Annotated in this window: 23 protein-coding genes; 8 read left to right on the top strand and 15 right to left on the bottom strand. The window is 59.2% G+C overall.

Annotation, left to right across the window (positions count from 1 at the left end; all coding sequences use genetic code 11):
* Positions 1 to 44: 44 nt before the first annotated feature.
* Positions 45 to 1,631: a cytochrome c oxidase subunit I gene (ctaD, locus tag ACP7BN_RS10010; protein WP_426203683.1), complete on the bottom strand. Its 1,587-nt coding sequence runs from the start codon at positions 1,629 to 1,631 to the stop codon at positions 45 to 47.
* Between the two features lie 82 nt (positions 1,632 to 1,713).
* Complete coding sequence (gene coxB, locus ACP7BN_RS10015; RefSeq protein WP_420649998.1) at positions 1,714 to 2,841, bottom strand: cytochrome c oxidase subunit II; 1,128 nt, start codon at positions 2,839 to 2,841, stop codon at positions 1,714 to 1,716.
* A gap of 368 nt (positions 2,842 to 3,209) precedes the next feature.
* Between coxB and ACP7BN_RS10020 the strand changes: the two genes are divergently transcribed.
* Positions 3,210 to 3,842 (top strand): hypothetical protein, encoded by a 633-nt coding sequence (locus ACP7BN_RS10020; protein WP_420649997.1) that lies wholly within the window; start codon positions 3,210 to 3,212, stop codon positions 3,840 to 3,842.
* Between the two features lie 142 nt (positions 3,843 to 3,984).
* Here ACP7BN_RS10020 and ACP7BN_RS10025 read toward each other — a convergent pair whose 3' ends face one another.
* The 3 genes from ACP7BN_RS10025 to ACP7BN_RS10035 all read right to left on the bottom strand — a co-directional run bounded on the left by ACP7BN_RS10025 (position 3,985) and on the right by ACP7BN_RS10035 (position 7,629).
* Positions 3,985 to 5,511 (bottom strand): SulP family inorganic anion transporter, encoded by a 1,527-nt coding sequence (locus tag ACP7BN_RS10025; protein ID WP_426203687.1) that lies wholly within the window; start codon positions 5,509 to 5,511, stop codon positions 3,985 to 3,987.
* Between the two features lie 90 nt (positions 5,512 to 5,601).
* A complete protein-coding gene (locus tag ACP7BN_RS10030) occupies positions 5,602 to 6,333 on the bottom strand; it encodes a carbonic anhydrase (RefSeq protein ID WP_420649995.1) in 732 nt (243 codons plus the stop codon).
* A gap of 237 nt (positions 6,334 to 6,570) precedes the next feature.
* Positions 6,571 to 7,629, bottom strand: coding sequence for a PA0069 family radical SAM protein (locus ACP7BN_RS10035; protein ID WP_426203690.1), 1,059 nt, complete (start codon positions 7,627 to 7,629; stop codon positions 6,571 to 6,573).
* Positions 7,630 to 7,863: 234 nt separating this feature from the next.
* Between ACP7BN_RS10035 and ACP7BN_RS10040 the strand changes: the two genes are divergently transcribed.
* On the top strand, positions 7,864 to 8,166 hold the full coding sequence (locus tag ACP7BN_RS10040) for a hypothetical protein (protein ID WP_420649993.1): 303 nt from the start codon (positions 7,864 to 7,866) through the stop codon (positions 8,164 to 8,166).
* A gap of 61 nt (positions 8,167 to 8,227) precedes the next feature.
* On the opposite strand, the gene ACP7BN_RS10045 is transcribed toward ACP7BN_RS10040, so the two are convergent.
* From ACP7BN_RS10045 to ACP7BN_RS10055, 3 genes are read right to left on the bottom strand one after another with little or no spacing between them, the layout of a single operon-like run.
* Complete coding sequence (locus tag ACP7BN_RS10045) at positions 8,228 to 9,529, bottom strand: c-type cytochrome (RefSeq protein WP_426203692.1); 1,302 nt, start codon at positions 9,527 to 9,529, stop codon at positions 8,228 to 8,230.
* Between the two features lie 12 nt (positions 9,530 to 9,541).
* Positions 9,542 to 11,326, bottom strand: a complete 1,785-nt coding sequence (locus ACP7BN_RS10050; protein WP_426203694.1) for a GMC family oxidoreductase — start codon at positions 11,324 to 11,326, stop codon at positions 9,542 to 9,544.
* A gap of 2 nt (positions 11,327 to 11,328) precedes the next feature.
* Positions 11,329 to 12,072: a gluconate 2-dehydrogenase subunit 3 family protein gene (locus tag ACP7BN_RS10055; RefSeq protein WP_426203697.1), complete on the bottom strand. Its 744-nt coding sequence runs from the start codon at positions 12,070 to 12,072 to the stop codon at positions 11,329 to 11,331.
* 304 nt (positions 12,073 to 12,376) lie between these two features.
* Between ACP7BN_RS10055 and ACP7BN_RS10060 the strand changes: the two genes are divergently transcribed.
* A complete protein-coding gene (locus tag ACP7BN_RS10060) occupies positions 12,377 to 13,012 on the top strand; it encodes a dual specificity protein phosphatase family protein (protein ID WP_426203699.1) in 636 nt (211 codons plus the stop codon).
* Here the strand turns inward: ACP7BN_RS10060 and ACP7BN_RS10065 are convergent.
* From ACP7BN_RS10065 to prlC, 3 genes are all read right to left on the bottom strand, one after another.
* The gene (locus tag ACP7BN_RS10065; protein WP_426203702.1) at positions 12,999 to 15,026 is read right to left on the bottom strand and encodes a M3 family metallopeptidase; all 2,028 of its coding nucleotides are present in this window, start codon (positions 15,024 to 15,026) and stop codon (positions 12,999 to 13,001) included. The two genes, ACP7BN_RS10060 and ACP7BN_RS10065, sit on opposite strands and share 14 nt — an antisense overlap.
* Before the next feature lie 117 nt (positions 15,027 to 15,143).
* The gene (locus ACP7BN_RS10070) at positions 15,144 to 15,428 is read right to left on the bottom strand and encodes a YheV family putative zinc ribbon protein (RefSeq protein ID WP_420649987.1); all 285 of its coding nucleotides are present in this window, start codon (positions 15,426 to 15,428) and stop codon (positions 15,144 to 15,146) included.
* A complete protein-coding gene (gene prlC / locus ACP7BN_RS10075) occupies positions 15,425 to 17,503 on the bottom strand; it encodes an oligopeptidase A (protein ID WP_426203706.1) in 2,079 nt (692 codons plus the stop codon). The genes ACP7BN_RS10070 and prlC overlap by 4 nt, the downstream gene beginning before the upstream one ends.
* 62 nt (positions 17,504 to 17,565) lie before the next feature.
* Between prlC and ACP7BN_RS10080 the strand changes: the two genes are divergently transcribed.
* Positions 17,566 to 18,111: a gamma carbonic anhydrase family protein gene (locus ACP7BN_RS10080; RefSeq protein WP_426203708.1), complete on the top strand. Its 546-nt coding sequence runs from the start codon at positions 17,566 to 17,568 to the stop codon at positions 18,109 to 18,111.
* Between the two features lie 28 nt (positions 18,112 to 18,139).
* Complete coding sequence (locus ACP7BN_RS10085) at positions 18,140 to 18,790, top strand: HAD family hydrolase (protein WP_426203711.1); 651 nt, start codon at positions 18,140 to 18,142, stop codon at positions 18,788 to 18,790.
* 118 nt (positions 18,791 to 18,908) lie between these two features.
* Here ACP7BN_RS10085 and ACP7BN_RS10090 read toward each other — a convergent pair whose 3' ends face one another.
* A complete protein-coding gene (locus ACP7BN_RS10090) occupies positions 18,909 to 19,985 on the bottom strand; it encodes an aminopeptidase (RefSeq protein WP_426203714.1) in 1,077 nt (358 codons plus the stop codon).
* Between the two features lie 59 nt (positions 19,986 to 20,044).
* Between ACP7BN_RS10090 and ACP7BN_RS10095 the strand changes: the two genes are divergently transcribed.
* Both ACP7BN_RS10095 and ACP7BN_RS10100 read left to right on the top strand, forming a co-directional pair.
* Positions 20,045 to 20,467, top strand: coding sequence for a hypothetical protein (locus ACP7BN_RS10095; RefSeq protein WP_426203717.1), 423 nt, complete (start codon positions 20,045 to 20,047; stop codon positions 20,465 to 20,467).
* Between the two features lie 40 nt (positions 20,468 to 20,507).
* A complete protein-coding gene (locus ACP7BN_RS10100; RefSeq protein WP_426203720.1) occupies positions 20,508 to 20,927 on the top strand; it encodes a hypothetical protein in 420 nt (139 codons plus the stop codon).
* Positions 20,928 to 20,933: 6 nt separating this feature from the next.
* Here ACP7BN_RS10100 and ACP7BN_RS10105 read toward each other — a convergent pair whose 3' ends face one another.
* Together ACP7BN_RS10105 and ACP7BN_RS10110 are read right to left on the bottom strand one after the other, a co-directional pair.
* Positions 20,934 to 21,173 carry a DUF1161 domain-containing protein gene (locus tag ACP7BN_RS10105; protein WP_426203722.1) on the bottom strand — a complete coding sequence of 80 codons (240 nt, stop codon included), beginning with the start codon at positions 21,171 to 21,173 and terminating at the stop codon, positions 20,934 to 20,936.
* A gap of 101 nt (positions 21,174 to 21,274) precedes the next feature.
* Positions 21,275 to 21,706 carry an OsmC family protein gene (locus ACP7BN_RS10110; protein ID WP_420649979.1) on the bottom strand — a complete coding sequence of 144 codons (432 nt, stop codon included), beginning with the start codon at positions 21,704 to 21,706 and terminating at the stop codon, positions 21,275 to 21,277.
* A 242-nt stretch (positions 21,707 to 21,948) separates the two neighbouring features.
* Between ACP7BN_RS10110 and ACP7BN_RS10115 the strand changes: the two genes are divergently transcribed.
* Positions 21,949 to 22,950 carry an LLM class flavin-dependent oxidoreductase gene (locus ACP7BN_RS10115; protein ID WP_426203724.1) on the top strand — a complete coding sequence of 334 codons (1,002 nt, stop codon included), beginning with the start codon at positions 21,949 to 21,951 and terminating at the stop codon, positions 22,948 to 22,950.
* A gap of 131 nt (positions 22,951 to 23,081) precedes the next feature.
* On the opposite strand, the gene ACP7BN_RS10120 is transcribed toward ACP7BN_RS10115, so the two are convergent.
* A complete protein-coding gene (locus tag ACP7BN_RS10120; protein ID WP_426203726.1) occupies positions 23,082 to 23,303 on the bottom strand; it encodes a DUF1161 domain-containing protein in 222 nt (73 codons plus the stop codon).
* Positions 23,304 to 23,385: the final 82 nt, after the last annotated feature.

A 23,385-nucleotide genomic window follows, 5' to 3' on the forward strand; every position in this document is an offset into this window, starting at 1 on the left:
CAAGCCAGCTCCCACAGGGATTGCGTCAGCCGGGAGGTGGTTGTTCATTTCACTTCCGGCGGTGTGGTGAAGGTGTGATACGGCGCCGGCGACGGCACGCTCCATTCCAGACCTTCGGCGCCATCCCACGGTTTGGCCGGTGCCGGCACGCCGCCGCGAATGGTCTTGATCACGATGAACAGGAAGAAAATCTGCGTGGCGCCGAACATGAATGCGCCGATCGACGAGACCATGTTGAAGTCGGCGAACTGCAGGTTGTAGTCCGGAATCCGTCGCGGCATCCCCGCAAGACCGACAAAGTGCATCGGAAAGAAGGTCAGGTTCATGCCGACGAATGACAGCCAGAAGTGCAGCTTGCCGAGGGTTTCGTCGTACATGTGCCCGGTCCACTTCGGCAGCCAGTAATAGGCCGAAGCAAAGATCCCGAAAATCGCTCCCGGCACCAGCACGTAGTGGAAATGCGCGACCACGAAGTAGGTGTCCTGATACTGGAAGTCGGCCGGAGCGATAGCCAGCATCAGTCCGGAGAAACCGCCAATCGAAAACAGGATCACGAACGCCACTGCGAACAGCATCGGCGTCTCGAAGGTCATCGAGCCTTGCCACATGGTGCTGGCCCAGTTGAACACTTTCACCCCGGTCGGCACCGCGATGAGCATGGTCGCGTACATGAAGAACAGCTCGCCCACCAGCGGAATGCCAACCACGAACATGTGGTGCGCCCAGACGATGAACGACAGGAACGCGATGCTCGCCGTGGCGTAGACCATCGAGGTGTAGCCGAACAGCGGTTTGCGCGCGAAGGCCGGGATGATCTGGCTGACGGCGCCGAAGGCCGGCAGGATCATGATGTACACCTCGGGGTGGCCGAAGAACCAGAACACATGCTGGAACAACACCGGGTCACCGCCACCGGCAGCGCTGAAGAAACTGGTGCCGAAGTGGATGTCCATCAGCATCATCGTCACGCACCCGGCCAGCACCGGCATCACCGCGATCAACAGGAACGCAGTGATCAGCCAGGTCCAGACGAACAGCGGCATTTTCATCAAGGTCATGCCGGGGGCGCGCAGGTTGAGGATGGTGGCGATCACGTTGATCGCGCCCATGATCGAGCTGATGCCCATCAGGTGGATGGCGAAGATGAAGTAGGTGACGCTTTCCGGCGCGTAGGTCGTCGACAGCGGCGCGTAGAAGGTCCAGCCGAAATTGGGCCCGCCACCGGGCATGAACAGCGTTGAAACCAGTATCAGGAATGCCGCCGGTAGTAGCCAGAAACTGAAGTTGTTCATGCGCGGCAGAGCCATGTCTGGCGCGCCGACCATCAATGGGATCATCCAGTTGGCGAGGCCGACGAACGCCGGCATCACCGCGCCGAACACCATCACCAGACCGTGCATGGTGGTCATCTGGTTGAAGAACGCCGGCTCGACGATTTGCAGTCCGGGCTGAAACAACTCGGCGCGAATCACCATGGCGAACGAGCCACCGAGGAGGAACATGCAGAACGCAAACCACAGGTACAGCGTACCGATGTCCTTGTGGTTGGTGGTCAGCACCCAGCGCATCAGGCCTTTGGCCGGGCCGTGGGCGTGGTCGGCATGACCGTGGTCATCGATTACAGCGCTCATGGCCGGTCTCCTTTACGTGAGTGGACTGGGCTGGTCGAGGCGCGTGGCCCCGACCGGTTCACGAAATACGCGATAGACCGGCTCATTGGCTTTCCGCCTGTTTCAACTCCAGCACTTCTTTTGGCGTGACCATGTCGCCCTTGTTGTTGCCCCAGGCGTTCCGTTCATAGGTCACGACCGCTGCGATATCGACTTCCGAGAGCTGTTTGCCGAATGCCGCCATGGCGGTGCCGGGCTTGCCGTGGAAGACGATGCCCAAGTGATCCTTGATCGGGCCAGTGGCAATTTTCGAGCCCTTGAGCGCCGGGAACATTGGCGGCAAGCCTTGGCCTTCAGCCTGGTGACAGGCGACGCAAGCGGTGTGATAGACCTTGTCGCCGCGCTCCTTGAGTTCGTCGAGGGTCCATTCCTTGCTGGTCAGCTCTTTGAGTTGCGCGGCTTCGGCTTTGCGCTCGCCAAGCCATTTCTCGTAGTCGGCCTGTTCCTTGACCTCGACCACGATCGGCATGAAGCCGTGGTCCTTGCCACAGAGTTCGGCGCACTGGCCACGGTAGATGCCGGGCTTGTCGACTCGGGTCCAGGCTTCGTTGACGAACCCGGGGATCGCATCGCGCTTGACCGCGAAGGCCGGCACCCACCACGAATGAATCACGTCGGCCGAGGTCACGAGAAAACGCACCTTGGCCCCGATCGGCAGTACCAACGGCTTGTCGACTTCGAGCAAATAGTGCTCGCCCTTGGCTTCCTTGTTGTGGATCTGCTCGGCGGGAGTGGTCAGGTTGCTGAAGAATTCGACATCCTGGCCCAGGTATTTGTAATGCCACTTCCATTGATAACCGGTGATCTGGATATCAATATCCGGCTCACTGGAGTCGTACATCTTGATCAGGGTGGCGGTCGCCGGTACCGCCATCACCACCAGAATCAGCAGCGGGACGACGGTCCAGAGAATCTCGACGGTGGTGCTTTCGTGGAATTTCGCGGCGACCTGCCCGGTAGAACGGCGGTGCACCATCATCGACCAGAACATGGCGCCGAAGACGATGACCCCGATCACCACACAGATCCAGAAAATGATCATGTGCAGGTCGAATACTGCGTGACTGATTTCAGTCGCTCCAGGCGCCATATTCACAGTCCAGGCCGCTTGTGCCTGGCTGAAAATCGACCACAACAGGAGGCCCATCCAGACATGTGGATGTCGCATCATTGCGGGTTCCCCTTATCGTTCTTGTTATCCCGCCGGCTTTCACCTGCGGCAAGGGAGCGGCTGCATCAGACTACGAACTTGAATCGCCGGGCCTTGCTGCGTGGGCAGTCGGGCGTCATCAGCTAACTCCATTCATTGGCGAGTATAGACAGCGGCTGGGAATTGCAATGTGCGCAGGCAAATGATCGATACAGCCGGAGCTTGCGTTGAAGGGCACGAATGGAGAAGGATGCAGACGAGTGGTGGCAAACCGATATAACGCAGGTGTCTCAAGGATGAAATAATTATGACAAATGCGTCTTAGCATTTTTCGTAAGCCAGCTAACTTATGTCTTCCCTATTTCATTGCCTTGTTTCCTGGAGTTTTCATGAACACCGCCGCATTGCGCGAGCAGATCCAAATAGCCCGACAACACGAAAACGAAACCGGACGGCTGACACGTCAGCTGGAAGAACAACTGCCACATCTGCACCCGTCGATCCAATTGCCTGAGACAGGCGCCAAGGCTGTACTGACGCGTTTTGTCGAAACCTACATCGACGAAGTACCTGACATGCTGGAAGCAGCCAATGCAGTCGCCAAGGAAGCGGGAATCGAATCACAGATCAAACCGGTGCTGAAAATCGCCGAACAATACTTTCTCCAGCCGCCGGTCGGTCTGGATCGACTGCTGGACGAAGCCTACCTGGCGCACCGTTTTGTCGAAGAGGTCAACGATCTGTACATCAAGCATTTCGGCCAGCCACTGATCCCTTTGGACATGACGGTCGCCAACCTGATTGCTCACCAGTTGCTCGGTGAGAAATTTGCCAATGAACTGGATGAAGTGGTGCATCACGCGGTGGACAGCATGCTCAACGACGAGAGCTTTTCGCAGGAGTCGGTGGAAGCCTACCGCGAAAAACTCAGCAGCCCGGATACCGGCGCTGCGTGGAAGCGCTGGCCGTGCATGAGCCGCCGTTTGGGCGTGGGCCTGGAGCTGGATCAGCCTGCTGCGTAATCCGGAACCACCTCAACACCTGTGGGAGCTGGCTTGCCAGCGATAGCGTCGGATCAGTCGACATCTTTGGTGACTGACACTCCGCCATCGCTGGCAAGCCAGCTCCCACAGGGTTTTTTGCCATTTTTGCCACACTGGTTTTTCAAGCGGCCGAACCAATCCCGGTAGTGGTGCGAATCCGCCCCTCAAGCCTGCGCTTCAACCCGCGCGACTCGATCATCAGTTTTGAACCCTTGGCCGCATTCGCCCGGCCCCACTCTTCGAGCAACTCCAGACACGAATGGTCGATGTAGCTCAGATTGTTGAGCGGCACATGCACCGTCGTGCCCGCTGGAATGGTGCTCAGTACTTGAGTCAGCGCCGGCACTTTCAGGAACGTCCCCGCGCCGATCAGACGCAGCTCCATTTCGCCGTCCTGCGGCAGATCGATCAGGCTGATCTTCAGGCGTGAAGCCTTGAACGCCAGCTTCACCAGCGTCAGGCCAAAACCGATCAACACACCGGTCAGCAGGTCAGTGAAGATGATCGCCAGTGCCGTCGCGGCATAGGTGAACATCGGCATCCGCCCATAACGGCCCAGACCACGAAAGGCTTTGAGGTCGACCAGTTTGAATCCGGTGTAGACCAGCACACCGGCCAGACTCGCCACCGGAATGCTTTGCAGCACGCTCGACAACAGCAAGACGAAACCGAGCAGCCACAGACCGTGGAAAATCGTCGAGTAACGCGTGGTCGCGCCAGCCTGAACGTTGGCCGAACTGCGCACGATCACCCCGGTCATCGGCAGCGCGCCGACCAGGCCGCAGAGCATGTTGCCGACACCTTGCGCCGACAGCTCACGGTCGAAGTCCGAACGTACACCGTTGTGCATGCGATCCACCGCAGCGGCGGACAGCAGGGTTTCGGCGCTGGCGATGAACGCAACGGCGAATGCGGCGATCAGCAGCGTCGGGTCGGCGAGACTGAGCAAGTCAGCCGGTTTCAGCCAGTCGATGGCTTCGGCCAGATTCTCCGGCACCTCAACGCGTTTGACCTGCAACGCCAGCAGCAAACTCGCGCCGGTCGCCAGACCCACGCCAAGCAACGCACCCGGAATGAAGCGTAGCGAGTGCGGACGGAATTTCTCCCACAGCCACATCACCGCAATCGTCGAAAGGCCAAGCAAACCAGCCTGCCAGCCCAGTGACGGCAACGCCTGCGCCACCGCAGCGGGGAATGCCGTGAGGTTATCCAGCCCGGAAGGCTTGGGCGAAGCATCGAGCATCACATGCACCTGTGACAGCACGATGAGCACGCCAATCCCCGCCAACATCCCATAGACCACCGCTGGCGCCGTGACCCGGAACCAGCAACCGAGCTTCAGCCGCCCGGCCACCAGTTGCAGAAAACCGGCGAGCAGCAGAATCGGCCCGAGCATCTCGATGCCGTGCTGGCGCACCAGTTCGAACACCAGCACCGCCAGCCCGGCCGCCGGCCCGCTGACTTGCAACGGTGAACCCGCCAGCCAACCGACCACCAGACCACCGATGATCCCGGTGATCAGACCTTTGGCCGGCGGCAGCCCGGAAGCAATGGCGATGCCCATGCACAACGGCAGGGCCACCAGGAACACAACCACCGAGGCCAGCAGCTCCCGTGGCAGTACAGCTTTCAATTGAGCAGCACGCATGGTGATTCTCCCGAAGCTTTCTTCAGGCATGGCGAGGCCGGGCCGCTGAAACAGCGGCCGGCGTCAAACCACACAGATTTTTAGGAGGATTTAGAAGCGCGCTTTGGGCGTCGCCACCGGGATCGGATGGCTGCCATCGAGCGGCAGGAAACAACCCTGATCCGCGTCGTAAGCTTTGATTTGGCTGGTTTCGATGTTGTAGACCCAGCCGTGGATGAACAGTTGACCGTTCGCCATGCGTGAGGCTACCGAAGGATGGGTACGCAAGTGCTGCAATTGGGCGATGACGTTTTCCTCGGTGAGGATCGGCATGCTTTCTTTTTCGTCGGCGCAGTTACAGTTTTCCTGGACCATGGTTTTCGCCACTTCGGCGTGGCGCAACCAGGCTTTGACCGTCGGCATCTTTTCCAGGCTGTCCGGGTTGAGCACCGCACGCATGGCGCCGCAATCGGAGTGGCCGCAGATGATGATGTGATGCACGCCGAGTGCCAGTACCGCGTATTCGATCGCGGTGGAAACGCCGCCGTTCATCTGACCGTAGGGCGGAACAACGTTGCCGACGTTACGCGTCACGAACAGGTCGCCGGGGGAGCTTTGGGTGATCAGCTCGGGGACGATGCGCGAGTCAGCGCAGGTGATGAACATCGCGCGCGGCTGTTGCGCCGTGGCGAGTTTTTTGAAGAGTTCTTCCTGCTGTGGAAAGACCTCATGATGAAAATGCAAAAAGCCGTCGACGATATTCTTCAATGCTGCATCAGCGGTTTCCGCCACAGGGAGCGATTGCGCCGACGCAGCCAACGGCTGTTTATCCTTGTCACTCATGATTCATCCTCTTTGGCGGATTCGGGGATTCTTCCCCTGTAGTCCGATATGAAGCCAGTGGCTGTTTTCAACATCCGGGTCATCCCGACCCGTCAGTCACTCGATGAACAAGGTAACCGCCGAAACTTAACTCAAACTGAATCAAGCGCTCTAGAACGTGTGTTCCAGGTCACAAAAAACGTGACCGGCGTTAACCGGGCAAGTACATCCCTCCACTCAACCATAGGCCAATTGTCTCTAAATCAGCGCCATCTGGCGACCCGGCGGACAGAAGGCAGTGCAATCGAGATTGAAGCCTTCGCGTCGATCCAGACCCAGTCGTTTCAGCGCCTTGGCGAAGCGCTGGGCCAGCAGATCGGCAAACGGCCCTTCGCCACGCATGCGAGTGCCAAAACGACTGTCATATAGCTCGCCGCCACGGCTCTGGCGGATCAGGCTCAACACATGGGCGGCGCGTTGCGGGTAGTGCGCCTGCAGCCATTCCTCGAACAGCGGCGCCACCTCCAGTGGCAGGCGCAGCATCATATAGGCCGCACTTTGCGCACCGGCTGCGTGCGCCTCGGCGAGCAGGCTTTCGATTTCGCTGTCGTTGATCATCGGAATCATCGGCGAACACAAAACGCCCACCGGAATACCGGCTTCACGCATGACCCGAATCGCGCGCAACCTGGCCTTGGGCGCAGCAGCGCGCGGTTCAAGGATGCGTTTGAGTTCGTCATCGAGCGTGGTCAGGCTGATCATCACCGCCACCAGCCGCTGTTGCGCCAGTTCGGTGAGCAGGTCGAGGTCGCGCAGGATCAGCGAGCCTTTGGTGATGATGGTCACCGGATGGCGGTAACGCAGCAGCACTTCGAGGGTCTGGCGGGTGATCTGGTGTTCGCGTTCGATCGGCTGGTACGGATCAGTGTTGGAACCCAGATTGATTGGCGCGCACTGATAGCCTTTTTTGCCCAACTGCTCTTCCAGAACTTGCGCGGCGTTGGTCTTGGCAATCAGCTTGGTCTCGAAATCCAGCCCCGGCGACATGTCCCAATAAGCGTGACTGGGCCGCGCGTAGCAATAGATGCAGCCGTGCTCGCAGCCGCGATAGGGATTGATCGAACGATCAAAGGGCAGGTCCGGCGAAGTGTTGCGGGTGATGATGGATTTCGCGGTTTCGATGCGCACCTCGGTGCCCTGGGTTTGCGGCACTTCCTGATACCAGCCATCGTCCTCGGCCACCGAACGGTTCGGCGCGAAGCGATTGTGCGGGTTGGTAGCGGTGCCACGACCGCGCGGGGGCAAAAGACTGGACATCAGGGGATCCTTTGGTCTGTACATCCATACAGTATCCGCAAAGCCCCGAGTGATCCACTACCGTTCGGCCATTGGTCAAAAATACCAAGTTAGTTAAATGAATTATTTAAATAGAAAGTTTGAAAGCGGCGTAAATTAAAGAAACATAAGTTGGCTGGTCGTATGTCTATCAAGTTCGTAGTATCCACCTCGCTTCACAACAATTAATTAGATTAAAGACAAAAGGATTTGATGATGTCGTTTTTTAATTCGCGCGGTATTTTTCTGCAACTTATGCAGCCTGGCCCATCGGAGCCCAATACTCTGGTGTCCATGCAACTTGCTCGCAAAGAACTTGGTTGGGATGCCGAGGCCGGCGTGCAAACTGAAATGCTAGTCGACCCGATTTTCGTCACCGCGACCTCCAAAGACGGTGGGCACACCTTCAGCATCGGTCGTCTTGAGCACGATGTTGATCGTGACGGCGAAGTGGGCGAGCAAGATCGAGCCAAATTGGCTGCACTGGCAAAGGCTTACGCCAGCATTATCAATCCTTGATTAAGCCTGTTCGATAAAAACCATAACCCCTGCATGTTTTTCCATGCAGGGGTTATTGTGCTTAGTTGTGATCAGTCACTTGTCCAAGGTCATCGGATGATGTTGTGGTCATATCGTCGCTGCGCAACTTGGAAACTTCCTTTGCGGTTACAGCTGAAGACTTGTTACCCCAACTGCCACGAATAAAACTCACTACATCCGCCACTTCCTGATCCGACAAACGCCAGGCAAAACCGGGCATGGTGAAGGTCGATGGCGCGGTGTGAGTCGCCGGCAGGGTGCCGCCCTTGAGCACGATGTGAATCAGCGAGGTCGGATCTTCCGATTGCAGCACCGGATTACCCGCCAGCGCAGGGAATACCCGCGTGTAGCCACGGCCATCGGTGCGGTGACAGGCCGCGCAGTTATCGATATACACCGATGCGCCACGTTGGCTGTCGTCGCCGTTCCACAATGCTTTGGCGACTTTCTCATCGTATTGATGCGGCTGGTCGGCCGGGTCGTTGGCTGGCAGCGATTTGAGGTAGCGGGCAATCGCCGTCAGGTCGGCGTCGGTCATGTACTGCATGCTGTGGGTGACCACATCGCTCATGCCGCCGAATACCGCGCTGCGGTCACTGCGGCCGGTCTTGAGGAATTGCACCAGTTGCTCTTCGGTCCAGCTGCCGAGTCCATCCTTGTGATCGCCGCGCAGACTCTTGGCGATCCAGCCTTCCAGTGGTGCACTGCCTGACAGAAAACTGCTGCCATCGGCTGCACTCAGGGATTTTTCCTGCATGGTCAGGGCACGCGGCGTATGGCAGGCGCCGCAATGTCCGAGGCCTTCCACCAGATACGCCCCACGGCTGATCACGGCATCGTCCGACACGGCTTTGTAATCCTCGACCTTCGGCGCAAACATCCAGCGCCAGCCCATCAGCGGCCAGCGCATGCTCAATGGCCACGGGATGTCGCTGGCCTTGTTGTCCTGCGCCACCGGTTGTACGCCGTGCATGAAGTAGGCGTACAGCGCCTGCATGTCGGTTTCGCTGACGCGCGCGTAGGACGGATACGGCATCGCCGGGTACAAAGTACTACCGTTTTTCGCGACGCCATGGCGCACGGCCTGGTCGAAGTCTTCAAAGCTGTAATCGCCGACCCCGGTTTTATCCGGGGTGATGTTGGTCGAGTAAATCGTACCGATCGGGGTTTCCATCGGCAGGCCACCGGCGAACGGTTTGCCATTCTTCGCGGTGTGGCAGGCTACGCAGTCGCCAGCACGGGCTAGGTATTCGCCTTGTTTGATCAACGCTTGATCAACTTCGGTAGCGTGAATCGAAGCGCTGCCGAGCAAGGCCAAAGCTGCGATAACGAAATTTTTCATGGTCATCGCTCCTTAAGCCTGAACCAGCGGGCCGGGGTTTTTCAGGTATTGCTCGCGGATCGCTTTCGCCGACCAGTAGGTCAACGCAGCGACCAGCCCTGTAGGGTTGTAACCCAGGCCTTGTGGGAAAGCGGAAGCGCCGGGAACGAAGACGTTGTGCACGTCCCAGCTCTGCAAGTAGCGATTCAGCGCGCTGGTTTTCGGATCAGTGCCCATGATCGCGCCACCGTTGAGGTGAGTGGTCTGGTAGGAGGCGGTGTTGAAGTGGTCTCCGACTTTCTTGCCGATCACGGCGATGGCTTTCGGGCCCATGGCCTCGGCGACCTTGCCCATTTTCTCGACCATGAAGCGGTTCATCTTGATGTCGTTTTCCTGCCAGTCGAACGTCATCCGCAGCAGCGGCAAGCCATAGGCATCGCGGTATACCGGGTCGAGATCGAGGTAGTTGCCACGGTAGGACTGATGCGCGCCGTGAGCGTCCATCGACACCTGGTGGGTGTAGTAATCGGCGGTCGCGCGTTTCCAATCGCTGCCCCAAGCCGGAGTGCCGGGTGGATTGGAGGTACCGGCAATCGGCCGGCTGCCAGCCTGGTTGACCCACATTGGTGAGCCACCGACGAAGCCGTGCGGCCCGTGGTCGAAGTTGTCGGCGTTGAAGTCATCCAGCGCCACGCCGTTGCCGCCGGCACCGATGAAGTTGTTGGTGTGGGTGTCCTTGTCGAAGAACGCCTTGATCGTCGCCATGTTCTGGTAGGCGAAATTACGCCCGACCACACCTTCGCCGCTGACCGGGTCGTAGGGCTTACCGATGCCCGAGAGCAACATCAGTCGCACGTTGTGCAACTGGAAGGCGCCGAGGATCACCAGATCCGCCGGTTGCTCGATCTCGCGACCCTGAGCGTCGATGTAAGTAACGCCGGTAGCTTTGCTCTTGCTGCTGTCGAGGTTGATCCGCAGCACGTGGGCGTTGGCGCGCAGCTCGAAATTCGGCAACGGCTTCAGCGCCGGCAGAATGTTCACGTTCGGCGAAGCCTTGGAGTACATGTAGCAAACATAGCCGCTGCAAAAACCGCAGAAGTTGCACGGACCCATCTGTGCACCGTAGGGATTGGTGTACGGCCCCGAGGTATTCGCCGAAGGCAGGTTGTAGGGTTTGTAACCGACTTCGGTAGCCGCTTTGCCGAACAGCTGTGCGGAAACGGTGTTTTTCTGCGCTTCGAGCGGGAACGGGTTGGAGCGATCCGCCGCGTAAGGGTTGCCGCCCTTGCCTTGGCCGACCAGTTGGCCTTTGACCGTCCACGCCTGGCCCGAAGTGCCGAAGACTTTTTCGGCAAAGTCGAAGAATGGTTCCAGCTCTTCATAGCTGACGCCGAAGTCCTGGATGGTCATGTCCTTGGGGATGAAGCTTTTGCCGTAGCGTTCTTCGTAGTGACTGCGCATACGCAGTTCGATCGGATCGACCCGAAAATGCACGCCCGACCAGTGCAGCCCGGCGCCGCCGACGCCGTTGCCCGGCAGGAACGCGCCCAACTGGCGGTTCGGCAGGGCGATGTCGTTGACGCTGTGGCGGATGGTGACGGTCTCTTTGGAAATGTCCTGGAAGAGTTTTTTCCGCACGCTGTAGGTGAGTTCGTCGATCACCTGCGGATAGTTGCCGTCGGGGTAGGTGTCCTGCATCGGCCCGCGCTCCAGCGCCAACACATTCAGGCCGGCCTCGGTCAGCTCTTTGGCCATGATCGCGCCAGTCCAGCCGAAACCGACGATCACTGCGTCGACCTTCTTCATTACGGTTGCCATGCTCACGCCCTCTCGCCGCGAATCGAAACTGCCGGGAAGGGGTACTGCTCGTTGCGTTCTACCCAGTCCATGAAATCGGCGCGGGCGCCGGGGAAGCCGATCATGGTCCAGCCGACCATGCCTTTATTGCCGCCGTGGATCGGATCGCAGAAAAACCCTTCCTTGGTGTTTTGCAGCAGCAGATTGAAGAAAATCTTCGCTGGAACGCTGTCGAACTGCGGTTTACCGGCTTCGAGTTGCTTGAGCAGATCGTCTCGGGTAGCGCTGTCTTGCTCGGCAAATGTTTTACCGTTGAGCGCTTTGGTCCACTGATCCGTGGCGGCGATGCCGAGGCGATAGATGTCTTTGGGCACCAGTTTGCTCTGCCAGCCCATTTCCGGCGCGGCGTCGGCATTGAACGGGCCTTGCATGTACCACAGAGCACCGGCGGCGTACGGCGTGTTCATCTGACGGTCGATGTATTCCGGCACGCCAGCCTCAAGGGCACCTGGGCCTTGCGCATCGCTGGGGATCAACTGCGCCACGGCGGCGTTGATGAAGGCCCACTCTTCGGCTGTGAAGTAGTTCGGCTCGTACTTGCCGCTGCGGGCTTTGGCTGGTGCCGGGTGTGGTGCAGGTGCGGCTTCAGGCGCCGCTTGCAACATGCTGCTGCCCAGTCCGGTGCCCGCAAGGGTGACTACCGGAATCAGGGTCAGGGATTTGCGCAAAAACTCACGCCGCGGGTTGTCTCGATCTGCATCAGACATGGGGTGCACCTCATCAGGCATTGGTGTTTGTCAGCCGTTTCTGCGAACGGCTTCAGAATTTTTGGTTGCGACGTGGCCGTAATGTCCAGAGAACAAGGCAGGCTTCTGCAACATCGTGTGACAAATGGTAGCAGGCTAAGCTTCTCGATGAACCGATTCAGCGGAAAAAAGCCGGTATTTGCGATGAAAGTCGAACCGGACGACGGTGATTCACGATTCTTTGACGAGTGCCTCACGGAGATTTGACCGGCGCAGGCCCAAGCTTCAGGCCTCCATTGATCAATCCCTATACGGTCCACCGAGCATGCGTCCTGTCTTCGCTGTGTGTTTTTCGCTGTTTGCAGTTTTGCATCTCGTTCCAGTTCAGGCCGATGAGGCCGCGCCCGTGCGGCCGACTGAATGGGCGCAACCGGTCGAGGTGCAATACAACCTGTTCCAGATGTCACCCACCCTCTACCGCAGTGCGCTACCTGACAGCGGCGCCGTGCCGTTGCTGAAAAATCTCAAGGTCGCGACGGTCATCAACTTTCTGCCCGAATCCGATTCGAACTGGCTGCAGACCCCCGGCATCAACCAGGTGCAGTTGCCCTATCGCACCAATCACGTCGACGACAGCGACGTACTCAAGACCCTGCGCGCGATTCAGGCTGCAGAAGCCACCGGCCCGGTGTTGATGCACTGCAAGCACGGCTCCGACCGCACTGGCCTGATGGCGGCCATGTATCGCGTGGTGATTCAGGGCTGGAGCAAGGAAGACGCGCTGAGTGAAATGACCCAGGGCGGTTTCGGCGAGAGTGGCCATTTCCGGGATGATGTTCGCTACGTGATGCAGGCTGATGTCGACAAGCTGCGCACGGCGCTGGCCAATGGTGATTGCAGCACCAGCGCTTTCGCCACCTGTTCGCTGAAGAGTTGGTTTCAGACGGTCAATCTGAAGTAGCTGTTGGTTGCAGGCTGACTGGCCGGCCAAGGAACGCTGCGACGGCTTCCTGCAGTGGGCGCGCCGCGCCGGGAGAGAAGAACGTTTCGCGAAAATCCCGACCGGTCTGCGCATTGAACACCCAGTCCGCCGTGAAGCGCTGGAACGCCTCGCTGGCCAGCACCCCCGACCAGGCGTAGGCGTAAACCCTGGCGTCGTAATTGGTCACCATGTAGTCGAAACTGTTGGCGAATCTGCTCGGTTCGGGCAGTTGCAGGTGTGGAAATGCGCGCTGCACATCGGCGCAGACCTGCTGGACGGTGCGTCCATCGCCATGGGATCGGTGCAGCTCGAAGTCGAGCATTGCACCCATCAGCAGCATTGAGCTGGGGCGGCTGGAATGAGCCTGAATAGCAGCCAGCGCTGCGTCGACGCGTGATTCGCTCAGCAGCTCACCAGTCTGAAAATGCGCGCCGAGCCAAAGCAGAAACTCTCGCGACTGACACCACTGCTCGAATAACTGCCCGGAAAATTCCGCGGCGTCATGCCCCAGCTGCAGAATGCCCGACAGATTGTGATGCGGCGAACGTGTCAGCACCTGTTGCAGGCAATGGCCAAATTCATGCAACAGCACCCGCAGATCCAGATGCTCCAGCAAGCACGGATGAGCGTCGGTTGGCGCGGTGAAGTTGCTGTAGAGCAGAGCAATCGGCAGCGCCGGCCGGCCTTCGGCGCTGATCCGACGATTGCGCAAGGTCGCGGTTCCGGCGTAATCCGCCGCGTTTTCCTGATGGTAGGGATCAAAGTAGATATAGCCGATGACCTGCTCGTGTTCGCTGATTTCCAGCAACCGCACACCGTCATGCCAACGCTCGAAGCCGGTCTGCTCAACGATGCGGATGCCGAACATGCGCTCGCAGAACAGGCAGAGCCGGCGCAGAGTGGCGTCCAGTGCAAAAAACTCACGCAGGTTTTCCAGCGCTCCGGGGAAGTGCTGTTGCCGCCATTGTTCGGCGAGGAAATCCTGATCCCACGCCTCGATCTGGCTGATCCCGCGTTCCAGCGCGAAGGTTTTCAGAGTCTGTGCATCGCGCTCAAGTGTCGGCGCCAGCAGCGCAACCTGGCGTTGCAGAAAAGCACTGACGGTACCGGTGTCATCGGCCATTTCCGTGGCCAGGCGCATCTGCGCGAAGCTTTGATAGCCGAGCAATCGGGCTTTCTGCTGGCGCCGCGCGAGCAGTGATGACAGTACCGAACCGTTATCGAACTGGCCGGCCAGCGGTCCTTGGTCGGAAGCCCGGGTCGAGTAGGCGATGAAGCACTCTTGGCGCAACGCGCGGTTCTCGGCGTATTTGAGAATGTGCTGGAAGGTATTCTGGTCGAGCTGAATCAGCCAGCCCTCATGTCCGGCCTGGCCGGCCGCAAGCGCCAGACGCTCGCGCATCGCCGGCGATACGCCCGCGAGCAGAGCGACGTTGTCGATGCGCTTGCTCCACGTCTGCGTCCAGCCCTCGAGGTGGTGCAAAAATACCTGCTCCAATCCGCTGATCTCGCGATTCAGTCGTGCCAGCTCCTGCTGCTGTGCAGTGGGCAGTTGAATGCCCGACGCTTCAAACTTGCTCAGGATTCGCGCCAGCGCCGCTTTGCGCGGCCCATCGAAATTGGCCGCGATCGGGCTGTGCGCCAAGCGTTGGAAAATCCGGTACAGCGAGCGATTGCTGGCTTTCTCGGTTCGGTACTGTGCGATGGCGAGCTGGCCTTTGGCGCTTTCTACCAGCCATTGCGCATCGTCGGATTTGACCATCGAGAAGGTTTCGAGGATGGAGTTCACCTCGCTGAGACGCGCATCGGTTTCGTTGACGGTCAGCACCAGATCATCCCAAGAGGGAAGGTCGGCCTGGCTGGCAATGACCTCGGCAATGATCCGTCGGTTATCGGCAATGATGCTGTTGATCGCGGGCAGCAGATGTTCGGCGCGGATCGCCGACCACGGCGGCAGCGTCCAGTGTTGCAGGAGGGGATTTGGGTCAGGCATGGCAGCTTCCTTCGAGGCATGGCGAAACGGCCAGCCTACGAAGCAAGTGCAGGTTGAAGGTGTTACTCGGATACCACCCTGCACCGATGAGCGGTGCAAGCTAGTTTTGACTTAGCGTTACGCGTCGGGCTTTTTCGCGAGCTTGGGGTTTGGGAAAAACTGTACAGCCTGCACTTTCTTATCCGGCGCAGGCTTGATGGCGCTGACGTTGACCCGCGTGCCCAATTCCTTGGGAACCGACAAGCCCTGTTCGTTGAGCGTGTCGGAATACCCGCAGGCCACGCACTCACGATGTGGAACGGTATCTTCGTTCCACATCATCAGCTTGTCCGGCTCGCTGCACGCCGGGCACACGGCCCCGGCGATAAAGCGCTTCTTGGTAATCACAGGTGCCTCACTCATGCTGCCGCGTCCTCACTCAGGCCGCTGTGACGCAAGAGTGCGTCAATCGAAGGCTCGCGGCCACGGAAGTCGACGAACAGCACCATCGGCGCCTGCGAGCCGCCACGCGCCAGAATTGCTTCGCGGAACGCGCGACCGGTTTCAGCGTTGAGCACGCCGTCTTCTTCGAACTTCGAGAAGGCATCGGCCGACAGCACTTCAGCCCACTTGTAGCTGTAGTAACCCGCCGCGTAACCGCCAGCGAAGATGTGCGCGAAGCTGTTTGGGAAACGGTTGTAGGCCGGCGGACGCATCACCGAAACCTCGTCGCGCACGCCTTCAAGCACTTTTAGCGGGCTGCGGCCGTCACCGTGGGTCGCGTGCAATTCGAAGTCGAACAGCGAGAATTCCAGCTGACGCACCATCATCAGTCCGGACTGGAAGTTTTTCGCGGCGAGCATTTTCTCCAGCAGATCCTGCGGCAATGCCTCGCCAGTCTCGTAGTGGCCGGAAATCAGCGCCAGACCTTCCGGCTCCCAGCACCAGTTTTCCATGAACTGGCTCGGCAACTCGACCGCATCCCACGCCACGCCGTTGATCCCGGACACGCCGGCATGTTCGACGCGGGTCAGCAGGTGATGCAGGCCGTGGCCGAATTCGTGGAACAGCGTGGTGACTTCATCGTGGGTCAGCAGCGCGGGCTTGCCGCTGTCGGCCGGGGTGAAGTTACACACCAGATTGGCCACCGGGCTTTGCAGCACGCCGTCGAGGGTGCGGCGACGATCGCGGGCGCCGTCCATCCACGCGCCGCCACGCTTGTTGGCTCGGGCGTACAGGTCGAAGAAGAAGCGGCCGACGTGCTGGCCGTTTTCCTTGATCTCGAACAGGCGAACGTCCGGGTGCCAAGTGTCGAAGCCTTTCAGTTCGGCGATTTCGATGCCGTACAGACGCTGAACGATGGCGAACAGGCCGCCCAAGACTTTATCAATCGGGAAGTACGCGCGCAGGGTTTCCTGAGCGACGCTGTAGCGTTGTTCTCGGAGTTTTTCACCGTAGAAACCCACGTCCCAGCTCTGCAGATCGGCACAACCTTGCTCAGCGGCATACGCTTTGAGCTGCTGCAGATCCTGCGCGGCGAACGGCTTGCTGCGCTTGGCCAGATCGCGCAGGAAGCTCAGCACTTGATCGCTGGATTCGGCCATTTTCGTTGCCAGGCTCAGCTCCGAGAAACTGCAGAAACCCAACAGCTTGGCCAGCTCCTGACGCAGATCGAGAATCTCGCCCATCACCGGGCCGTTGTCGTTCTGCCCGGCGTTCGGGCCTTGATCCGACGCACGGGTGCAGTAGGCGGCGTAGACTTCTTCGCGCAGTGCGCGGTCTTGCGCATAGGTCATCACCGCGTAGTAGCTCGGGAATTCCAGGGTGATCAGCCAGCCGTCGAGTTCTTTGGCTTGCGCGGCCGCAGCCATTTGCGCCTTGGCCGAATCGGTCAGGCCGGCGAGGGTGGTTTCGTCGGTGACGTGTTTGGTCCAGGCTTGCGTGGCATCGAGCAACTGATTGGAGAAGCGGCTGCCCAGCTCGGACAGTTTGCTTTGCACTTCGGCGTAGCGCTGCTGTTCGGCTTGCGGCAGGTCGATACCCGACAGACGGAAATCGCGCAGGGCGTGTTCCAGAATGGTTTTTTGCGCCACGTCGAACCCGGCGGCTTCCGGGCTGTTGGCCAAGGCTTCATAAGCCTGGAACAGCTCGCGGTTCTGGCCCATCTCGGTGGAGTAGGCGCTCAGGGCTGGCAGGCACGACTCGTAGGCTTCACGCAGTTCTGCGCTGTTGCACACGGCGTTGAGGTGGCTGACCGGGCTCCAGGCGGCGCCGAGGCGATCGTTGAGTTCGTCCATCGCCAGCACGAGCCCGGCCCAGGTAGGGTTCTGGCGCTGGGTCTTGAGGATTTCGGCAATGGCGGCGCGGTTGTCAGCCAGGATGGTTTCAATGGCCGGCAGCACGTGTTCGGCGCGGATCGTCGAGAACGGCGGCAGGTCGTAGGACTGCAAAAGAGGATTGTTCACGCTCACGGATGGCACCTTGGCTGGAAGAAACATGCGCCCATCTTAATTACAATCGACATCCACCGCAGCTATCGGCGACAGAGAGAGAACTAATCGTGTCCCTTCGCAAGTACCAGAATCACACCCCGCACTTGAGCAAAGGTGCATTTGTCGACGGCTCGGCGGTGGTGATCGGCGACGTCGAAATCGGCGAAGAGAGCTCCGTCTGGCCACTGACCGTGATCCGCGGCGACATGCACCGCATCCGCATCGGCGCGCGCACCAGCGTGCAGGACGGCTGCGTGTTGCACATCACCCACGCCGGCCCGTTCAACCCGGATGGCTTTCCGCTGCTGATCGGCGATGACGTGACCATCGCCCACAAGGTCATGTTGCATGGCTGCACCGTCGGCAGCCGCGTGCTGATCGGCATGGGTAGCATTGTCATGGACGGTGCGGTGGTCGAGGACGATGTGATCATCGGCGCCGGCAGCCTGGTGCCACCGGGCAAGCGTCTGCAGAGCGGTTTCCTCTACGTGGGCAGTCCGGTGAAACAGATTCGGCCGCTGTCCGACAAGGAAAACGCCTTTTTCACCTACAGCGCGGCGAACTACGTGAAGCTCAAGGATCTGCATCTGGCCGAAGGCTACGACCAGATCTGACCGTTCTCTCGATTACCCAGGAATTTTCATGCATTACCAGACCGTACTGTTCGACCTCGATGGCACCCTGACCGACCCGCGTGAGGGCATTACCCGCTCCATTCAGTTTGCGTTGGCCAAGCTCGGCATCGACGAACCAGACCTGACCAAGCTCGAACACTTCATCGGCCCGCCGCTGTTGCAGGCGTTCATGCAGTTCTATGACTTCGACGAAGCCAAGGCGTGGGAAGCGGTGAATTTCTATCGTGAGCGTTTCAAGGTCACCGGGCTGTACGAGAACCGCGTGTTCGATGGCGTCACGCCGTTATTGGAAACCTTGAGTAGCCAGGGACGGCAGCTGTATATCGCGACGTCCAAGCCTTGGGTATTTGCGCGCGAGATCGCTCGGCATTTCGATTTCGCCAGGCACTTCAAAGTGATTTACGGCAGTGAGCTGGATGGCACCCGAACCAACAAGGTCGAGTTGATTGCGCATCTGATTGCTGAAGAGAGGCTGAACCCGGCGAACACGCTGATGATTGGTGATCGCAAGCATGATCTGATCGGGGCGCGCAGCAATGGTCTGGATGCGGCGGCGGTAGGGTATGGGTTTGGCAGTCGTGAAGAGCTGAGTGCCGAGGCGCCGGCTTATCACTTTGAAACACTCGCCGAGTTGCATCAGGCATTTTTGCAGCGCTGATCAGAATCGCTGGCAAGCCAGCTCCCACAGGATTGTTGGTGAACACAAACGTTGTGTCCGACACAAACCCTGTGGGAGCTGGCTTGCCAGCGATGAGGCCAAGTCAGTCGATATACATCTATGAGCCGGCCAATTTTTTCAGAGCCGCTTTTCTCTGCACAGTTGGCAAGTCGCCTAGCTTCTCGACTTCAGCATAAAACCTCACCCAATCCCCCCCAACCTGCCTGAACAACGCCGCAAACGCCGGCACCCACTGGTCATACAGCCCAAACGGCAGCAGCCGCGCGTTATTCAACGGCGCATTCACCCAAGCGTCATAACGCTTGTCCCCGGCCCACTGGCTATCACGCACCACCCGATAATCCCGACGAAATTGTTCAAACTCCGCTGCTTTGCGCTCGCGCATCTGCCCGGCGGGCAGTGGCTGGGCGTATAGCTTTTCCAGTCTTGCGCGGGTGTCGAGAATCAGCTGGATGAACTGATCACGCTGCTTCAGCCGTGAATCGTTTTCCGCCGGCAATCCGCGAAACGCCCGCCATTGCCGGGTGCCTTCCTGCTCGACAAACGTGGCAAAGGACTCATTGAATTCAGTGTCGTCCTGCACGTAGAAACGTTGGTGCGCCAATTCATGAAAGATCAGCGTGGCCAGCCGTTCATCGCCCCAGCCCATCATCGAGTTGAGGATCGGATCGTTGAACCAGCCCAGCGTCGAGTAAGCCTCGACCCCGCCAATCGACACGTCCATGCCTCGCAACTGCTGCAGCGCCGCTTCACCGCGTGCTGCGCTCTGACTGTAGTAGCCGCGATAGGCCACGCACCCGGCGATCGGGAAGCAATGATTCTGCGGACTCAGGGAAAACTCCGCTGTGGCGAACACATTCCACACCACAAACGGCCGACCGATGTCGGCGTACAGGCGATAACTCTGGTTGTCGGGCAGGTGCAGATGCTTGCTGGCGAAGGTTCGGGCCTTCTGCGACTGGGCCAGATGGCTGCGCAGTTTCGCGTCGCGGGCCGGATCGGCAATCACCTTTTCCACCGGCTCGCGCGCCCGCAGCAGTTGCAGCTGACCGCTGGCCAACTGGCCGTAGTAGCTGACGCTGGCACAACCGTTGAGCAACAAAAACAACATAGCCGGAAACAAAATCGGCAAAACGCGATCAAGTAACCCATGGCTTGGAAGCGGCCTGCTCAAAATAAGAAATCCTTCGGAAAGTCTGCCCGCAAGACTATCCCGCCCATTGGAGCTTCGCTATGCGCATGTTGATACTCACAGGAGGCGTGCTGACGCTGGCCGGTTGTGCCGGGTTCGGCATGCCCGTCCCCGACCCCACGCAAGCCTGGATCGATCTGAATCCCCGGCAGCAGGACACCGCGCTGCAAGCGCTGGAAGTCGACAACCAGGCTAATCAAGACCAACGCTATTTCGAGGTACAGCCCGGCAGCCATGAGCTGACGGTGCGTTATCAATTCCCGGTGGCGGCGACCAACATCGGTCCCGATGCCGAGCCGCTGTGGCGCGATTGCCAGTTGAACGTGAAATTCAAGGATTTCAACGCAGGCCAGCGTTATCAGTTGCAGGCCGGCAGCATCGGTTTCCGCCCATGGGCCAGGCTCTACGATGAGCAGCGCAACGTGGTCGGCCAAGGCATACCCGCTGGCTGTCAGCGCACCTGATCGGCGTTATGCTGGATGCCCAGACTCACGGACATCCATCATGCGCAAGTTGATGCTGTTGTTGACCGCTGGCGTAATCGCCGGCTGCCAGACACCGTTGCCACCCGCCGACCCAGGCATGGCCTGGGTCGATTTCGCCATGCCTACGCCCGGCGGCAAGGTGCTGATGGCCGAGCGACTGGACAATCAGCGCCTGCGTGACGGGCGCTTTTTTCAAGTCGCGCCCGGCGCTCATGAGCTGACGGTGCGTTTCGATTTCGAGATTTTCGGCGGTGGCCAAGGCATGGACACCGATCCGCAGGAACGTCTGTGCTACATGACGATTCCTTACGAACATTTCCAAGCGGGCCAGCGTTACCGGCTCGAAGCACGATCGCTGGCGTTCACCCCCAGTGCCCGGCTGATCAACCGTGAAGGTCGAATCGTAGCCGAAGAACGGCGAATCAACTGCGTGCCGTAGTGCGACTCAGCTGTCGTTTCTTTGGTAGATGATTTTCTTCCGTCCGTAATCGCAGGTTCCGACGACCATGGCGATATCGTGTTTTGCGGCCTCTTCTCTCGAGACTATTTCCAGAGTGTAGGAGGGCACGGCTCTGGCTTGAATCTTTACCTCGATCTCCTTCCGGAGTTCTTCGCAATCCTTGGGCGCAGCGAAGGCTGAGGTCGCCAGCACGCCACAGATAACCGCCAAAGCAAAACGTTTCATGGTTGAAGCTCCTTGGAACAGCGCGCGCGAAGTTGCGCGATAGCTGCTGTCGTCTATTCGACCACATTTTTGCCCGGCGGGTTCTGATCCGGCTCAAGCCATCAGCTGACCAAAGAAGCGTCGAGGCTGATCTTGGCGTTCAATACCTTGGAGACCGGGCAACCTTCTTTGGCTTTGTTGCTCAGCTCTTCAAACTGCGCTTGAGTGGCGCCCGGGATTTTCGCTTTGAGGATCAGCTTCACCGCAGAGATCGCGAAACCGCCCTCGACTTGATCCAGAGTGACTTCAGCCTGGGTGTCGATGCTGTCAGCCTTGAGGCCGGCATCGCCGAGGATCATCGAAAATGCCATGGAGAAACAGCCGGCGTGCGCCGCGCCGATCAATTCTTCCGGGTTGGTGCCTTTGCCGCCTTCGAAGCGCGCCTTGAAGCCGTACGGCGCTTCTCGCAGGACGCCGGTTTCAGTGGAGATCGAGCCGATGCCGGTTTTCAGGTCACCTTCCCAATGTGCGGATGCCTTCTTCACGATAGCCATGTTGCCTCCTCGAATAAGGCGCGAAATGCCGCGCCATTGCGGTTTTTGCTTGCAAGGGTTCTGAGGATAGACCCGGGGTCAAAGTTCAGCTCAGGTGAATCGTTGACTTTTTTAGTAGGAAATTTCCGGTCGGCTATTGAAACTCGGGTATATGCCCTCATTCCATAGAACACGCTTATTGCATTCGGCAGGTTTTTGTTCGGCAAGAACAAACCTGCGTCCTCATTCGGAGAAGCAGGTTCATGAAGCAACTGTCCGACGTAAAGTTTTCCACTCTTGATCTGGTGCCCGTGCGCGAGAACGGCAGCCCGGCGCAGGCGCTGCGCAATTCGCTGGATCTGGCGCAGCATGTCGAGAAATTCGGCTACACGCGGTTCTGGGTCGCCGAGCACCACAACATGGACGGCATCGCCAGTTCCGCCACCTCGGTGCTGCTCGGTTATCTGGCCGGCGGCACCTCGACCATCCGCGTCGGCTCCGGCGGGGTGATGTTGCCCAATCATGCGCCGCTGGTGATCGCCGAGCAGTTCGGCACTCTCGAAAGCCTGTATCCGGGACGCATCGATCTCGGTCTGGGTCGCGCGCCGGGTTCCGATCAGATGACCGCCCGTGCCTTGCGCCGCGAGCGTTCCGGCAGCTCGGATGACTTTCCCGAAGACGTTGCCGAACTGGCACGCTTCCTCGGCCCGCGCACTCCGGATCAACGTGTGATCGCCATGCCCGGCACCGGCACTAACGTGCCGATCTGGCTGCTCGGTTCGAGTCTGTTCAGTGCGCAACTGGCCGGTGAACGCGGTTTGCCCTACGCCTTTGCCTCACACTTCGCACCGCGCTTCATGCATGAGGCGATTCGCGTGTATCGCAATCACTTCAAGCCGTCGGCGGTGCTGGATAAACCGTACGTGATGCTCGGTGTTCCGCTGGTGGCGGCCGATACCGATGAGCAGGCCGATTACCTGGCGACTTCGGTGTACCAGCGGATTCTGGCGCTGATGCGTGGGCAGAGTCTGGTGCAGCGTCCGCCGGTGAAAACGATGGATGGCTTGTGGTTGCCGCATGAACGCGAGGCGGTGGGGGATTTCCTTGGCTTGGCGATGGTCGGTGGCCCGCAAAAAATCCGCGCGAAGCTGGAAGTGCTGGTTGAGCAGACTCAGGCTGATGAGCTGATTTTTACCAGCGATCTGTATGAGCATGGGGATCGGCTGCGTTCTTATGAGCTGTTGGCGCAAGTCATGAAGGGCTGATGTTTGCGCGGCCTCTGAATGAATTGTGGCGAGGGAGCTTGCTCCCGCGGGGTTGCGCAGCGACCCCAAAACAGGGGCCTGCTTCGCAGTCCAGCGGGAGCAAGCTCCCTCGCCACAGAGGTGATCTGGACTTATCGTTTGTAAACGATTTCCTTGGCACCGCCCTCGCAGGTGCCGACGACTTTGCCGTCAGCCGCTGCGCCCTTGTCCACAACCTCCAGCGAATAACCGGAAACACCCTTGGCATCCAGCTTCGCCGCGATCTCGGCTTTCAGCTCTTCACAAGGCTTGCCGGCAGCAAACGCACCACCCGCAAGGCTCAACAAACCTACAGCCAACATAAACTTCTTCATCGGTCGCACCCCTGGTCGGATTAAAAGAGGCGGGCATCGGGTTGTTCACCCGACGCGGCCACCCTGTAGCGCTTTGCCATTC

This window comes from Pseudomonas sp. TWP3-1 (assembly GCF_049896625.1).
Taxonomy (GTDB): Bacteria; Pseudomonadota; Gammaproteobacteria; order Pseudomonadales; family Pseudomonadaceae; genus Aquipseudomonas.